This window comes from Pantoea alfalfae (genome assembly GCF_019880205.1).
Lineage (GTDB): Bacteria > Pseudomonadota > Gammaproteobacteria > Enterobacterales > Enterobacteriaceae > Pantoea > Pantoea alfalfae.
Genome location: NZ_CP082292.1, coordinates 2,884,872 through 2,899,246, shown reverse-complemented (window position 1 = coordinate 2,899,246; position 14,375 = coordinate 2,884,872). Strand labels below are relative to the sequence as shown.

Annotated in this window: 13 protein-coding genes; 4 read left to right on the top strand and 9 right to left on the bottom strand. The window is 52.6% G+C overall.

Features of this window, described 5'->3' with window-relative positions; genetic code table 11:
• Nucleotides 1–32: 32 nt before the first annotated feature.
• The 5 genes from asnB to nagB all read right to left on the bottom strand — a co-directional run bounded on the left by asnB (nt 33) and on the right by nagB (nt 6,040).
• A complete protein-coding gene (gene asnB / locus K6R05_RS13610; protein ID WP_013357116.1) occupies nt 33–1,700 on the bottom strand; it encodes an asparagine synthase B in 1,668 nt (555 codons plus the stop codon).
• Nucleotides 1,701–2,008: 308 nt separating this feature from the next.
• Complete coding sequence (locus tag K6R05_RS13605; RefSeq protein ID WP_013357117.1) at nt 2,009–2,761, bottom strand: HAD-IIA family hydrolase; 753 nt, start codon at nt 2,759–2,761, stop codon at nt 2,009–2,011.
• A gap of 39 nt (nt 2,762–2,800) precedes the next feature.
• The gene (gene nagC, locus K6R05_RS13600; RefSeq protein ID WP_222924362.1) at nt 2,801–4,021 is read right to left on the bottom strand and encodes a DNA-binding transcriptional regulator NagC; all 1,221 of its coding nucleotides are present in this window, start codon (nt 4,019–4,021) and stop codon (nt 2,801–2,803) included.
• Between the two features lie 7 nt (nt 4,022–4,028).
• A complete protein-coding gene (gene nagA, locus K6R05_RS13595; RefSeq protein WP_222924361.1) occupies nt 4,029–5,177 on the bottom strand; it encodes an N-acetylglucosamine-6-phosphate deacetylase in 1,149 nt (382 codons plus the stop codon).
• 62 nt (nt 5,178–5,239) lie between these two features.
• Nucleotides 5,240–6,040 (bottom strand): glucosamine-6-phosphate deaminase, encoded by an 801-nt coding sequence (nagB, locus tag K6R05_RS13590; RefSeq protein WP_013357120.1) that lies wholly within the window; start codon nt 6,038–6,040, stop codon nt 5,240–5,242.
• A 328-nt stretch (nt 6,041–6,368) separates the two neighbouring features.
• Between nagB and nagE the strand changes: the two genes are divergently transcribed.
• From nagE to K6R05_RS13575, 3 genes are all read left to right on the top strand, one after another.
• Nucleotides 6,369–8,396 (top strand): N-acetylglucosamine-specific PTS transporter subunit IIBC, encoded by a 2,028-nt coding sequence (gene nagE / locus K6R05_RS13585; protein ID WP_161732108.1) that lies wholly within the window; start codon nt 6,369–6,371, stop codon nt 8,394–8,396.
• Between the two features lie 152 nt (nt 8,397–8,548).
• Nucleotides 8,549–10,216 (top strand): glutamine--tRNA ligase, encoded by a 1,668-nt coding sequence (gene glnS / locus K6R05_RS13580; RefSeq protein ID WP_161732110.1) that lies wholly within the window; start codon nt 8,549–8,551, stop codon nt 10,214–10,216.
• A 236-nt stretch (nt 10,217–10,452) separates the two neighbouring features.
• Nucleotides 10,453–10,848: a hypothetical protein gene (locus tag K6R05_RS13575; protein ID WP_150037227.1), complete on the top strand. Its 396-nt coding sequence runs from the start codon at nt 10,453–10,455 to the stop codon at nt 10,846–10,848.
• Nucleotides 10,849–10,913: 65 nt separating this feature from the next.
• Here K6R05_RS13575 and fur read toward each other — a convergent pair whose 3' ends face one another.
• The 4 genes from fur to ybfF all read right to left on the bottom strand — a co-directional run bounded on the left by fur (nt 10,914) and on the right by ybfF (nt 13,576).
• Entirely contained in the window at nt 10,914–11,357 is a 444-nt protein-coding gene (gene fur / locus K6R05_RS13570; protein WP_009091454.1) for a ferric iron uptake transcriptional regulator, read from the bottom strand.
• Between the two features lie 347 nt (nt 11,358–11,704).
• Nucleotides 11,705–12,235 carry a flavodoxin FldA gene (gene fldA / locus K6R05_RS13565; protein WP_013357124.1) on the bottom strand — a complete coding sequence of 177 codons (531 nt, stop codon included), beginning with the start codon at nt 12,233–12,235 and terminating at the stop codon, nt 11,705–11,707.
• 132 nt (nt 12,236–12,367) lie between these two features.
• Nucleotides 12,368–12,643 carry a LexA regulated protein gene (gene ybfE, locus K6R05_RS13560; RefSeq protein ID WP_161732113.1) on the bottom strand — a complete coding sequence of 92 codons (276 nt, stop codon included), beginning with the start codon at nt 12,641–12,643 and terminating at the stop codon, nt 12,368–12,370.
• A gap of 168 nt (nt 12,644–12,811) precedes the next feature.
• On the bottom strand, nt 12,812–13,576 hold the full coding sequence (gene ybfF, locus K6R05_RS13555; protein ID WP_033782330.1) for an esterase: 765 nt from the start codon (nt 13,574–13,576) through the stop codon (nt 12,812–12,814).
• Nucleotides 13,577–13,826: 250 nt separating this feature from the next.
• Here ybfF and seqA point away from each other — a divergent pair, with 250 nt between their 5' ends.
• A complete protein-coding gene (seqA, locus tag K6R05_RS13550; RefSeq protein ID WP_013357126.1) occupies nt 13,827–14,375 on the top strand; it encodes a replication initiation negative regulator SeqA in 549 nt (182 codons plus the stop codon).

The following is a 14,375-nucleotide window of genomic DNA, read 5'->3' as shown; positions in this document are numbered from 1 at the left end:
TAACAGGCCCATTCCGGTGGCTTTCTGTCAGGTTATTTATAGGCTGACTGATGCACACCCACGGCACGTCCGGAAGGATCGTCCATGTTTTTAAACGCTTCATCCCACTCAATCGCTTTGGCGGAAGAACAGGCAACGGATGGACCGCCAGGCACACACTCTGCCGCACTCGCTAACGGGAACAGCTCTTCGAAGATCTCACGATAGAGATAAGCTTCTTTCGAACCCGGCGTGTTGAACGGGAAGCGGAAATGGGCGGTTGCCAGCTGCTGGTCGCTGATTTGCTTCGCGGCCACTTCCTTGAGTGAGTCGATCCAGCTGTAACCCACACCATCAGAGAACTGCTCTTTCTGACGCCACGCTACGCTCTCTGGCAGGTAAGAGGAGAAACATTCACGCAGAATGTGTTTCTCCATTTTACCGTTGCTGCCACACATTTTGTCGGCAGGGTTGATACGCATTGCCACATCCAGGAATTTTTTATCCAGGAAGGGTACGCGGGCTTCAACGCCCCAGGCGGACATCGCTTTGTTGGCACGAGCGCAGTCGAACATATGCAGCGCCTGCAGTTTACGCACGTTTTCTTCGTGGAACTCTTTGGCGTTTGGCGCTTTATGGAAGTAGAGATAGCCGCCAAAGACTTCGTCTGCACCTTCGCCTGACAGCACCATCTTAATGCCCATTGCTTTGATTTTACGCGACATTAAGTACATCGGCGTAGAGGCGCGAATGGTAGTGACGTCATAGGTTTCAATGTGATAAATCACATCGCGAATCGCATCCAGACCTTCCTGCACGGTGAAATGAATTTCGTGGTGCACGGTGCCCAGATGTTCAGCGACAGATTTTGCTGCTTTTAAATCAGGTGAACCTTCCAGCCCGACCGCAAAGGAGTGTAGCTGCGGCCACCACGCATCACTTTTATCCTGATCTTCAACCCGTTTCGCCGCAAAACGCTTGGTCACGGCTGAAATGATGGAGGAGTCCAGACCGCCTGACAGCAGCACGCCATAAGGGACGTCTGACATCAGGTGGCTTTTCACGGACTCTTCAAGCGCATGTTTCAGGCCTGCCGCATCAGTGGTGTTGTGTTCAACGTTTTTGTATTCCATCCAGTCACGCTGCCAGTAACGACGGATTTCGCCATCGGTGCTGGAGAGATAGCTTCCCGGCGGGAACTCTTTGATCGAACGACACGCCGGTACCAGCGCTTTCATTTCTGACGCAACAAACAGGTTGCCGTGTTCATCGTTACCCATATAAAGCGGGATGATGCCGATATGGTCGCGGCCAATCAGATACGATTTCTTAACGCTGTCATAGAGGATAAAGGCGAACATGCCTTCCAGCTCATCAAGGAAATCGACACCTTTCTCCTGATAGAGCGCCAGAATCACTTCACAGTCAGAACCGGTCTGAAATTCATAGCGATCGCTGAGCTCAGCGCGCAGCGCCTGATGGTTGTAAATTTCGCCGTTAACGGCCAGTACGTGGGTGTGATCGGCGTTGTACAGGGGCTGTGCGCCGTTGTTAACGTCAACAATTGAGAGGCGTTCATGCGCCAGAATAGCCTTGTCATCTGCATAGACGCCTGACCAGTCCGGGCCGCGATGACGCATTAAGCGTGAACATTCCAGCGCTTTCTTGCGCAGCTCAACAGGATCGGTTTTCAGATCCAGCACACCAAAAATTGAACACATAACTGACTCCTGATCTCACCTTACGGCGATGTTATCTTTTGCGTTTGTCCGGCAGCCTGACGCTGCGTGATAGATAAGAAAATGCGCTATTTGGTGCATTCAATGCAAGAGGAATCGTGATTTACTGATAAAAATATTGCTCACATGGCAATAAAATTAAATAAACGATAGTTTTAACGTTGTTTTGTTGTTGGATCGGCAATGAAATGGTGTTTGTGAGTAAAAAACAGGCAGTGAAAGTAGGCGGGAACATGCAAAAAAAGGGGGACGCATCACAGATTAACCGGATGCGTCATAAGAAAAATGAATCAGAACAGATCAATATCGGCAACAGAAGGGTAGATCCAGTCCGGACGGAACGGCATGGCATCGATATCACTCAGCGTCGAGACGCCTGACAGCACCAGTACTGTCTCCAGACCTGCCTGGAAACCGGCGAGAATATCGGTTCGCAGGTTATCACCCACAATGACCGTCTCTTCCGAGTGGGCCTGCATTTTATTCAGCGCGGCACGCATGATGTAAGGGCTAGGTTTGCCCACCACAAACGGGCTACGACCTGAGATCTTCTCAATACCGGCGCAGAGCGCGCCACAGGCGGGTATAAAGCCGCGCGCGTGCGTATCGGGGTTAGTGGCGATGAAGCGCGCGCCGTTAGCGACGAAGAAGGCCGCTTTGTGCATCATGTCCCAGTTGAACGAACGCGTCTCCCCGACAATGACAAAATCGGGATTCACATCCGTAATGGTAAAGCCCGCTTTATAGAGCTCATGAATCAACGCGCCTTCACCAATGACATAGGCCTTTTTACCCTCCTGACGACGCAGGAAGTCTGCTGTAGCCATGGCAGAGGTATAGAAAACGGATTCAGGGACCTCGACACCAGCCGAAGCAAAGCGGTTAGCCAGATCCTGCTCGGTCTGCGAGGGATAGTTCGTCAGCACCACCAGCGGCATCTCTTTGGCCAGAATGCGCTGTAAAAATTCCTGTGCGCCAGGAACGGCCGTGTTGTCGTGCATCAGCACGCCATCGATATCACAAATTACGCTTTTAATGGTCATAGTCAGATCCGATGTGGCCCGCCACAACAGCGGGTTAGCTTAGTCTTCCAGAAGATGTTGCAGCAGAATGCCGTTAAGCATGGCACGTTTAGCCAGCGCAAACGCGCCAATCGCAGAACGGTGATCCAGGGTAGAACGCACCACCGGCAGATTTTTACGGAAAGCTTCTAATGCCTGGGTGTTGATGCAGCCTTCAATCGCGGGCAGCAGCACTTTTTCTGCTTCCGTAATCTCGCCCGCCAGCACAACTTTTTGTGGATTAAACAGGTTAATCGCGATGGCAATCGCTTTGCCGAGATACCGGCCTACCTGTTCGACCACTTCACAGGCCAGCGGATCACCCTGATTGGCCGCTTTGCAGATGTGGGACATCTGGCACGCCTCCAGCGTCAGTACACTGGGGTAGCCCTGATTCAGCAGATGCCGCACACGATTCTCAATGGCGCCGTTAGCGGCAATGGTTTCAAGGCAGCCAAAGTTACCGCAGTGACAGCGCTCGCCAAGCGGGTCAACCTGGATATGGCCGATTTCGCCGACGTTGCCGTTGCTGCCGAGGAAAATATGGCCGTTAGCAATAATGCCGGCACCCGTGCCGCGGTGTAAGCGCACCAGGATTGAGTCAGCACAGTCGCGGCTTGCACCGAAATAGTGCTCGGCCAGCGCCAGACTGCGAATATCGTGCCCCACAAAGCTGGTGACGTTGAACCGTTTTTTCAGACTGGCGACCAGCGGCCAGTGGCTGACAGAGATGTGCGGCATATAACGAATCACGCCGTTAATCGGGTCAACCAGGCCCGGCAGGATGACGGAAATCGCAATCAGCTCGCGTATTTTACGCTGGTGCTGCTCGATGAAACCGCTGATGGCGTTAAACAGCGCATGTTCCAGCGTCTCCTGAGTGCGTTCAGGCAGCGCATAATCCTCCTGCGCCAGCGATTTACCGCTAAGGTCGAACAGGGTCAGGGTGGCATCGTTGCGGCCGAGGCGAACCCCGATGGTATGGAAGTGGCGGGTTTCAGTGATAATCGAGATAGCGCGGCGACCACCGGTAGACGCCTGCTGGTCTACCTCTTTGATCAGGCCGCGCTCAATCAACTGGCGGGTAATTTTGGTGACGCTGGCGGGGGCGAGCTGGCTGAGTTCGGCAATCTGAATGCGCGATATCGGCCCCTGTTGATCAATCAGCCGGTAAACCGCTGCGCTATTAAGTTGCTTAACAAGATCGACATTTCCTATTTGTGACTGGCCGCCAGTGGTCATTCAGTGCTTACTCGCTCAGGACGTCGTCTCCGTTGACTAACGTCTTAATGATTTTAAAGTCGCGCGTAAACACAGTCAGGTTCGCGATTTTTCCTGCTTCGATCGAGCCCAACTGTCTTTCCACGCCCATCGCCCGTGCCGGGTAGAGTGATGCCATGCGTAACGCTTCGTCCAGTGCGATACCGACATGCTCGACGCTGTTTTGTACCGCTTCAATCATCGTCAGGGCCGAACCACTGAGTGTGCCGTTTTCGTCAACACAGAGGCCGTCACGATAATAGATTGTTTTTCCAGCAAAAATAAACTCGCTGATGTCAGCGCCAGCCGGTGCTGTGGCATCCGTTACCAGCACCAGTTTGTCGCCTTTGATGCGTTTTGCATTGCGCACGTTAGCGTAATGTACATGTAAACCATCCGCAATAATGCCGCAGTATACATCAGGCGAATCAAACAGCGCACCGATAAGCCCGGGTTCACGTCCGGCAAACGCCGGCATAGCATTGTAGAGGTGGGTCGCGAAACTCACGCCCGCAGCAAAGCCCGCTTTCGCCTCTTCATAGGTCGCATTCGAGTGACCTGCTGAGACAATGATTCCGGCATCGGTCAACTGACGAATCACGTCGCTGCCTGCGTTTTCCGGTGCCAGGGTGACTTTGGTAATGACGTCTGCGTTGTCGCAAAGATACTGCACCATCGCCGCATCCGGCAGGCGAATCAGTGCCGGATCGTGTGTGCCTTTTTTCGCTTTGCTCAGCCACGGGCCTTCCAGATGCAGACCCAGCGCCTGATGCTGATGTTTCTGCAGGTAAGCGCGCATGGTTTCAATCGCCCGCTTCATCAGCGCGTCGCTGCTGGTGATCAGCGTCGGTAAAAAGCTGGTGCAGCCAGACTTTTCATTGGCGCGCTGCATCGTTTCCAGCGTCTCAATGCTGAGCGCATCCAGGCTGTCATTGAACTGCACGCCACCGCAGCCATTAAGCTGGAGATCGATAAAGCCCGGCGCAATAATCGCACCCGCCATATCCCGCTGCTCAATATCAGCCGGGAGCGATTCACGCGGGCAGACGCGCGCAATGTGCCCGTCTGCCACCACGACGGCGTGATTATCCAGAATCTCATGGCCGCTGTAGATCCGGCCGTTTACTAATGCGTACATCTCTCTTCTCCCGTCCTGGCCTGCTGTCACTCAGCGTAACAGCAGGGCAAGGCACTATTCTGTTACACGCCTTTCATATTTTCCGCTTCCATTTCGCGGAAATATTTCACGGTTTTCACTTTCAGTTCCATGGTGGCTGGCTCATCACAGACCACAACCGATTTCGCATGCAGCTGCAGACAGCTGATGGTCCACATATGATTCACGTTACCTTCAACTGCTGCCTGCAGTGCCTGCGCTTTGACATGACCGGTAACCAGAATCATGACTTCTTCGGCATCCAGCAGCGTGCCGACGCCGACCGTCAGCGCATATTTAGGTACCTGATCAACGTCCCCGTTAAAGAAGCGCGAGTTCGCCACGCGGGTATCATGGGTCAGGGTTTTAATACGGGTACGCGAAGCCAGTGACGAAGCCGGTTCGTTAAAGGCGATATGACCGTCGTTGCCAACGCCGCCCATAAACAGGTGAATTTTACCCAGTGCGCGAATTTTCTCTTCGTACTGACGACATTCTGCGTCAATATCAGGCGCATTACCATTTAGCAGGTTGATATTTTCCGGTTGAATATCAACGTGATCGAAGAAGTTGCGATACATAAAGCTGTGATAGCTTTCAGGATGCTCTTTTGGCAGACCGACATATTCATCCATATTGAAAGTCACGACATGTTTAAAACTGACCTGGCCCGCTTTGTGCATATCAATCAGGTGCTTGTACGCCTCCAGTGGCGTGCCGCCGGTTGGCAGACCCAGAACAAAAGGCCTGTCCGCCGTCGGGTTAAACGCATTGATGCGGTTAACAATATGTCGGGCGGCCCATTTACCTACCTGGGTTGGCGTCGCTAATGGAATCAGTCTCATGTTTCACCTCAATTAAAAATGGAAAGGGGATCGCTAAACCGCTGCGTTAGTCATCAGCCAGAGCAGATGATCTATTCTCGCCACGGGCGGAGCACAATTCAATATTTCGGATCATAAAATAAGTTTGTGGTGATAGCCAGATGTTGCCGTGTGACACGATGTTTTTTAGTGATAAAAATCACATTTACCAGGGTTTTAATTTGCGAGGCGAATTAATTTATCATTACACTTCGCTGCGTGATATGAAGTGTATTAACGATCTTTGCAGCTGACATAACAACATTAAGCAGCGCAAAGCGACAAGTCAGGCTCATAGGGGGAAGGGGATATGTTAGGTTACTTACAAAAGGTGGGGCGCGCACTGATGGTGCCGGTAGCAACCCTGCCAGCAGCAGCGATATTAATGGGGGTCGGTTACTGGATTGATCCAGACAGTTGGGGGGCAGGTAATGCGCTGGCGGCATTACTGATCAAGTCGGGTGCGGCAATCATTGAGCACATGTCGGTGCTGTTTGCGATCGGTATTGCCTACGGCATGTCAAAAGATAAAGATGGTGCCGCAGCGCTGACTGGCTATGTCGGCTTTCTGGTGGTCACCACGCTCTGCTCACCCGCTGCAGTGTCGATGATTCAGAAAATTCCTTTGGATCAGGTGCCAGCAGCCTTTGGCAAAATTGAAAACCAGTTTGTCGGCATCCTTGTCGGTATTCTGTCGGCAGAGGTCTATAACCGCTTCAGCCACGTTGAACTGCCTAAGGCACTCTCTTTCTTCAGCGGACGCCGGCTGGTGCCGATTCTCGTTTCGTTCCTGATGATCTTTGTCGCTTTTATCCTGATGTATATCTGGCCCGTGGTGTTTAATGGTCTGGTTAACTTTGGTGAACATATCCAGAAGCTCGGCTCTGCCGGTGCCGGTATCTACGCCTTCTTTAACCGCCTGCTGATTCCGGTCGGTCTGCATCACGCCCTGAACTCCGTGTTCTGGTTTGATGTTGCGGGCATTAATGACATTCCTAAATTCCTGGGCGGTGCACAGTCACTGGCTGATGGGTCGGCAACCGTGGGCATTACCGGTCGTTATCAGGCAGGCTTCTTCCCGATTATGATGTTTGGTCTGCCGGGTGCTGCGTTGGCCATCTATCACTGTGCGCGTCCAGAGAACCGTGTCAAAGTCGGTAGTATCATGCTGGCTGCCGCGTTTGCTGCCTTCTTTACCGGTATCACCGAACCGCTGGAATTCTCCTTCATGTTCGTGGCGCCAGTACTCTATCTGATTCACGCCGTCCTGACCGGCATCTCGGTCTTTATCGCTGCCAGCATGCACTGGATTGCCGGATTTGGTTTCAGCGCCGGGCTGGTGGATATGGTGCTGTCGACCCGTAACCCGCTGGCAACACACTGGTACATGCTGATTCCGCAGGGCCTGGTCTTCTTCGTTATCTACTACGTGGTATTCCGCTTCACCATCAAAAAATTCAACCTGATGACGCCGGGCCGCGAGCTGGCAGTTGCGGGTGATGAAAGTGATGGTTATGACGTCAACGTGGATAAAACTGACAATGGCGAAACGGCCACTGAATCGCTGGCGCGTCGTTATATTGGTGCCGTGGGCGGCTCAGCCAACTTAACCAGCATCGATGCCTGCATTACCCGCCTGCGTCTTAACGTGAATGATTCGGCGCAGGTTAATGAAGGCGTTGCGAAGCATCTGGGTGCATCCGGGGTGATCCGCCTTAATAAGCAGAGCGTGCAGATCATCGTGGGTACCCAGGCCGAAAGCATTGCCTCGGCGATGAAAAAAGTCCTGACCAAGGGGCCGGTCGCAGCCGCGGCTACCAGCAGTGCGCCAGTGGAGCCTGACATTAAACCGCAGGCCGTGCTGAACAGCGAGAAGCGTGTTATTGCGACATTGCTGGCACCGGTATCGGGCGAAGTGGTCGCGCTGGATGATGTGCCGGATGAAGCCTTTGCCAGCAAAGCAGTTGGCGATGGTCTGGCGATCAAACCCAGCGACAAATGGGTCGTGGCACCGATTGACGGTACGCTGGTGAAAATCTTCAACACCAATCACGCCTTCTGTCTGGAAACGGAGAATGGTGTAGAGATAGTGGTGCACATGGGACTGGATACCGTGGCGCTGGAAGGTAAAGGCTTTACCCGTCTGGCTGAAGAGGGGGCCACGGTGGTCGCCGGTCAGCCTGTGCTGGAAATGGACCTTGAATTCCTCAATGCCAATGCCCGCTCAATGGTGAGTCCGGTCGTGGTCAGCAACAGCGATGATTTTGCCGGTCTGACATTACTGGCCCGCGGTCAGGTGGTGGCAGGTGAAACTCCGCTGTATGAAGTGAAAGGCTAATCCCCGCAACATAACCCCACAGGCAGGAAGCGATTCCTGCCTTTTTTGTTTTAAAGGCTTAACAAACGGTTGTTTCCCTCAGACGCTTTGTGGATCATACTCCGTTACTTCGTGGTACAAATCACCCGTTATTCGTATTGAGGATTTTTGAGATGAGTGAGGCTGAAGCCCGCCCAACTAACTTTATTCGTCAGATCATTGACGAAGATTTGGCGAGCGGTAAGCACAGCAGCGTGCATACCCGTTTCCCGCCAGAGCCCAATGGTTATCTGCATATTGGTCATGCGAAATCGATCTGTCTGAATTTTGGCATCGCCCAGGATTATCAGGGGCAATGCAACCTGCGTTTCGACGATACCAATCCGGTTAAAGAGGATATGGAATTTGTTGAATCCATCAAGCGTGACGTCCAGTGGCTGGGTTTTGAGTGGAGCGGTGAGGTCTGTTACTCATCAAACTATTTTGATCAGCTTTATGACTATGCTATCGAGCTGATTTCTAAAGGTCTCGCCTACGTTGATGAGCTGAGTCCGGATCAGATTCGCGAATATCGCGGCACCCTGAAAGAGCCGGGCAAAAACAGCCCTTATCGCGATCGCAGCGTGGAAGAGAACCTGGCGCTGTTTGAGAAGATGCGAAACGGTGAGTTTGCCGAAGGCACTGCCTGTCTGCGCGCGAAAATCGACATGGCCTCTAATTTTATCGTGATGCGTGATCCAGTGCTTTACCGCATCAAGTTCGCGGAACACCACCAGACCGGCAACAAGTGGTGCATCTACCCGATGTATGACTTTACCCACTGCATCTCCGATGCGCTGGAAGGCATTACGCACTCGCTGTGTACGCTGGAGTTCCAGGATAACCGCCGTCTCTATGACTGGGTGCTGGATAACATCACCATTCCGGTTCATCCGCGCCAGTATGAGTTCTCGCGCCTGAATCTGGAGTATGCGGTAATGTCGAAACGCAAACTCACTCAGCTGGTGACCGAGAAGCACGTTGAAGGCTGGGACGATCCGCGCATGCTGACCGTTTCAGGTCTGCGTCGTCGTGGTTACACCGCCGCCTCTATCCGCGAGTTCTGCCGTCGTATCGGCGTGACCAAGCAGGATAACATCGTGGAGATGGCCTCGCTGGAGTCCTGTATCCGTGATGACCTGAATGAGAATGCGCCACGTGCTATGGCTGTGCTGGATCCGCTGAAAGTGGTGATCGAAAACCTGCCAGCTGGCCATAACGAAATCATCACCATGCCAAATCATCCGGGTAAACCGGAGATGGGTACGCGTGAAGTGCCGTTCAGCCGCGAGATCTGGATTGACCGTGCCGATTTCCGCGAAGAGGCGAACAAGCAATATAAGCGCCTGGTGCTGGGCAAAGAAGTCCGCCTGCGCAATGCCTATGTGATTCGTGCTGAGCGCGTCGCTAAAGATGAAGCGGGCAACATCACCTGCATCTACTGCACCAGCGACGTAGACACGCTGAGCAAAGATCCTGCCGATGGCCGTAAGGTCAAAGGGGTCATTCACTGGGTGTCTGCGGATCACGCGCAGCCAGCAGAGTTCCGCCTGTATGATCGTCTGTTCAGTGTGCCAAATCCGGGCGCGGCAGAGGACTTCCTGGCGGTGATCAACCCTGAGTCACTGGCGATCAAACTGGGCTTTGTGGAACCGAGCCTGCGCGATGTGGAACCGACCACTCCGTTCCAGTTTGAACGTGAGGGTTATTTCTGCGCCGACAGCGTTTACTCTACGCCATCGCAACTGGTGTTTAACCGCACCGTCGGTCTTCGTGATACCTGGGCGAAAACTGGCGAATAAATTTTTTTGAGGCTGACCTCATAAAATGACAAAAGGGCGATTTATCGCCCTTTTTTGTTGCCCTGATTTTACTCATTGCCGACATTTATTCTGATCTAACCGCAACCGATTAAATGCGGCATTGTGAGAGAAATCTGAGTTTAAAAAAATTAATCAATTTCCAGATGTGAATTATCCGCTTTCAGGTAGGCTATGCGCTCTCAGAGGTTGCAAAGCGGGTTACAGAAGGAAAAAAAATGACAGTTCTCGCCCAGGAAGCCAGAAACAGTGTGGTCGTTTTACATCAGCTCATTGAACGTATTTTTAACCAGCCTGCCGGATCTGACGACAGTTTTGAGCTGCTGATGTCCTATTTTCATCCTGAATTCCGCATGGTCACCCCAAAGGGCAGAGAGTGCAATCTGAACGAGGTCGAGGCGCTTTTCCGGCAGCTGCAGGGACAGCGCGAAGGGATGCGCATTGTCACCTGCGAACACGTCATCCTCTCTCATCATGAAAAAGAGATCACCGTACAGTATCGCGAAATGCAGATGATGAATGGCAATAATCAGAGCCGTATCTCGCTGGCGATACTGGACTGCAGCAGCTCTATTCCACGCTGGCGCTATCTGCAGGAGACGCTGGTCGCCTGATACAACAGCCGAAGACAGACGAAAAAAAACCGGTGAATTCACCGGTTTTTTTATTTCAGGTCGCGTTACTGGTCGTGCAGGGTTTCGTCTTCCCGGCAATCACCCAGCGTACAGTGTCCATAGAGATAGAGGCTGTGGTTGGTCAGCTTGATGCCATGACGGGTGGCGATTTCACGCTGACGCGTTTCGATCGACTCATCGCTGAACTCAATAACCTTGCCGCAATCCAGACAGATCAGATGATCGTGGTGATGCTGCTGCGTCAGTTCAAAGACAGATTTACCGCCTTCAAAGTTGTGACGGGTCACGATACCGGCGTCATCAAACTGGTTCAGAACACGGTAAACGGTAGCCAGGCCAATCTCTTCGCCGATGTCGATCAGGCGTTTGTACAAATCTTCCGCACTGACGTGATGGCACTCAGGTTCCTGAAGCACTTCCAGAATTTTCAGTCTGGGCAGCGTCACTTTCAGGCCAGCCTTCTTTAATGCGGTGTTATTGTCAGTCATGCGGATTTTGTCCTGTCACTATATTCACTTTTGTGGCTTATCGCCTTGAATGTCGATCTGCGCTCATTCTCATTTGCGTCTCATTATAGAACTGAAGCGATGAAATGAAAACCAGAGGGCGTGCCTGAATCATCACGGGCTGTGGGGGATAGGTCACCGGGCCGGGGAGGATTCTGGCAGATGTCTGTTGGTACATCGCTTAGTCTTACCGCCTGAAAAAATAAGCGGAAGATCGATGCGGGTATTCTACAGATTAAACGGAGAAAGTTAAAAAAATGTGGCTATTATTTCTATAGGAATTTCCATTGCCTCAATGTGAGCTGGCGCTCACATTGAGGCGGGCAGGATCAGGCTTCAAGGATATCTTTCAGCTGCAGTTCATCAGAAATCTGCTTAACCCACTGCTCCACGCGCTGGTTGGTCAGTTCAGGCTGACGATCTTCATCGATGGCCAGACCCAGGAAGTGGGTATCATCGGCCAGCCCTTTTGAGGCTTCGAAGTGATAGCCTTCTGTTGGCCAGTGGCCCACTATTACGGCACCGTGCGGCTCAATGATGTCACGGATCGTGCCCATCGCATCACAGAAGTACTCCGCGTAATCTTCCTGATCGCCGCAGCCAAACAGCGCAACCAGCTTGCCGTTGAAATCGATCTCTTCCAGCGTCGGGAAAAAATCATCCCAGTCGCACTGCGCTTCACCATAGTACCAGGTCGGAATGCCCAGCAGCAGGATATCAAACGCTTCCAGATCTTCTTTTGTGCTTTTCGCGATGTCATGCACTTCTGCAACGTCTGTACCCAGCTGTTTCTGGATCATTTTTGCAATGTTTTCGGTATTGCCGGTATCGCTGCCAAAGAAGATGCCTACGAGTGCCATGAGTAAAATAACCTCTTAAATCCTGATAATGAGATGTGTGCCGCAGCACATTTCAGCGAATAATAGCAGACGAGAGAAAACCGGTGAACGGTTAAAGCCCCGACATTTGCTCCTGCGTGCGTTTTGCCCGCATTAATCCAGTTGGAGCTGTGCCAGCAGCATCTGTTCAATCAGTTCGCTGCGGCTGAGATTGCGCTGTTCTGCCAGCGTGTTGAGCGCATCGACGGCTTCACTGTTCATTTTCAGTTCGACACGACGAAGTCCGCGTCCTTTGTCACGTTTGAGTTGATTGCGCTTGTTAATGCGCAGCTGTTCATCACGCGAAAGCGGGCTGGTTTTGGGTCGACCAGGGCGGCGCTCATCAGCAAAGAGATCGAGCGTCGTGCGGTCAGTCTGTTCTTTTGCCATGGCTTAGTAAAACTGAATGGGGGCGGGCGCCAGTCACTCACCGCGCAGATTATAAATTATTGGCCATTGCCGCAGCAAAACGGACGCGCGGCAAAATTTTAGCGCGCCATCATACTTCACGCTTACTCCGGACGCCAATCCTAAACCTTTGCCGCCATCTATTTGCTTTTAAAGCGCAAAAAAGCGACGGACACTGCGCAAAACGGCATCGGGTTTCTCTGCATGAACCCAGTGTCCCGCGCCTCCAATGACATGGGCCTGCGCGGCAGGGAACTGCTGCAGTAGCGCATCGCGGTAGCGGTTGTCCAGATAGCTGGAGTCGCCGCCGCGAATAAACAGCGCCGGATGATCCCAGGCCGGAACCGGCTGCCAGCCCGAGATCGTGGTGTAGTTATCCCACAGCACCGGGACGTTAAAGCGCCACTCGCCCGCCTGAAATGACTTCAGCAGGAACTGAATCACCCCTTCTTCATCGATAAGCGTACGCATAATCTTCGCCGCCTCACTGCGTGACGAGACGCCTGCGTCGGTTACAGCTCGAATGCCGGCAAAGATCTCGTCATGGCGGCGGGTCTGGTAGTCGACCGGGGCAATATCGATCATCACCAGCCGCTCAATGCGGTCCGGCACCAGCGCGCTCATGGTCATGGCGATCTTGCCGCCCATTGAGTGACCGATCACCGCGACGCGTTCAATGCCGTGCGCATCCAGCGTATCGACCATGTCCTGCGCCATTACAGCGTAGTTCATCTCGTCAGATCGTGGAGAGAGTCCGTGGTTACGGACATCAACCTGCAGCAGAGGACCGGCATCTTTCAGTCCGCGCGCCAGCACGCCAAGGTTATCCAGACTGCCAAAAAGGCCATGGATAAGCAGGACAGGTAAGGAATCAGCAGGGGATTGTTCAGTTTGCAGACGGGCGTTCAAAATCATAGCAAAGTTCTTAAGTTTGAGACCTGTGCTTAGGTTATCATGGTTTCACCTTTTCAGGCGCGCCGGTTCCGGCGGCATTAGGACATATTCTGACTTTTGCCCGTAAACCGTTTGATTGCTAACAACCCGCCTGAATTTAACTTTATAATCCTGATGTTAGAACCCGCACATCCTTTGAATTGCCTGACTATACTCAGAGCTTTTCAGGAAACAGGTGGTTCTGTCATGAGAAAGAACCGTACGGAATAAGATGAAAACGATCGAAGTTGACGAAGAGCTCTACCGTTATATTGCCAGCCACACGCAACACATTGGTGAAAGCGCATCCGACATTCTGCGTCGTATGCTGAAGTTCACTGCCGGTCAGACTGCACCCGCTTCGCCTGCTCAGCCAGCCTCAAAAGAGGCAGCGAAAGAGTCTCAGCCTGCGTCTGTCGGTTCGCGCCCGCAGGATCGTGTCCGCGCGGTGCGAGAGCTGCTGCTTTCCGATGAATATGCGGAGCAGAAGCGGGCGGTGAATCGCTTTATGCTTATCTTGTCAACGCTCTATCGTCTTGATACTGCAGCTTTTGCTGAAGCTACTGCATCTTTGCAGGGCCGCACCCGCGTCTACTTTGCCGGTGATGAGCATACGCTGTTACAGAATGGCACCCATACTAAGCCGAAGCATGTGCCCGGCACGCCGTACTGGGTGATCACCAACACCAATACCGGTCGTAAATGCAGCATGGTCGAACACATCATGCTCTCGATGCAGTTCCCTGCGGAACTGACCGAGAAAGTTTGCGGCACCATCTAA

Excerpts from the sequence above, each read along its gene's own strand:
- asnB (WP_013357116.1), bottom strand. The coding sequence starts at position 1,700 with ATGTGTTCAATTTTTGGTGTGCTGGATCTGAAAACCGATCCTGTTGAG.
- K6R05_RS13605 (WP_013357117.1), bottom strand. The coding sequence starts at position 2,761 with ATGACCATTAAAAGCGTAATTTGTGATATCGATGGCGTGCTGATGCAC.
- nagC (WP_222924362.1), bottom strand. The coding sequence starts at position 4,021 with ATGACCACTGGCGGCCAGTCACAAATAGGAAATGTCGATCTTGTTAAG.
- nagA (WP_222924361.1), bottom strand. The coding sequence starts at position 5,177 with ATGTACGCATTAGTAAACGGCCGGATCTACAGCGGCCATGAGATTCTG.
- nagB (WP_013357120.1), bottom strand. The coding sequence starts at position 6,040 with ATGAGACTGATTCCATTAGCGACGCCAACCCAGGTAGGTAAATGGGCC.
- nagE (WP_161732108.1), top strand. The coding sequence starts at position 6,369 with ATGTTAGGTTACTTACAAAAGGTGGGGCGCGCACTGATGGTGCCGGTA.
- glnS (WP_161732110.1), top strand. The coding sequence starts at position 8,549 with ATGAGTGAGGCTGAAGCCCGCCCAACTAACTTTATTCGTCAGATCATT.
- K6R05_RS13575 (WP_150037227.1), top strand. The coding sequence starts at position 10,453 with ATGACAGTTCTCGCCCAGGAAGCCAGAAACAGTGTGGTCGTTTTACAT.
- fur (WP_009091454.1), bottom strand. The coding sequence starts at position 11,357 with ATGACTGACAATAACACCGCATTAAAGAAGGCTGGCCTGAAAGTGACG.
- fldA (WP_013357124.1), bottom strand. The coding sequence starts at position 12,235 with ATGGCACTCGTAGGCATCTTCTTTGGCAGCGATACCGGCAATACCGAA.
- ybfE (WP_161732113.1), bottom strand. The coding sequence starts at position 12,643 with ATGGCAAAAGAACAGACTGACCGCACGACGCTCGATCTCTTTGCTGAT.
- ybfF (WP_033782330.1), bottom strand. The coding sequence starts at position 13,576 with ATGATTTTGAACGCCCGTCTGCAAACTGAACAATCCCCTGCTGATTCC.
- seqA (WP_013357126.1), top strand. The coding sequence starts at position 13,827 with ATGAAAACGATCGAAGTTGACGAAGAGCTCTACCGTTATATTGCCAGC.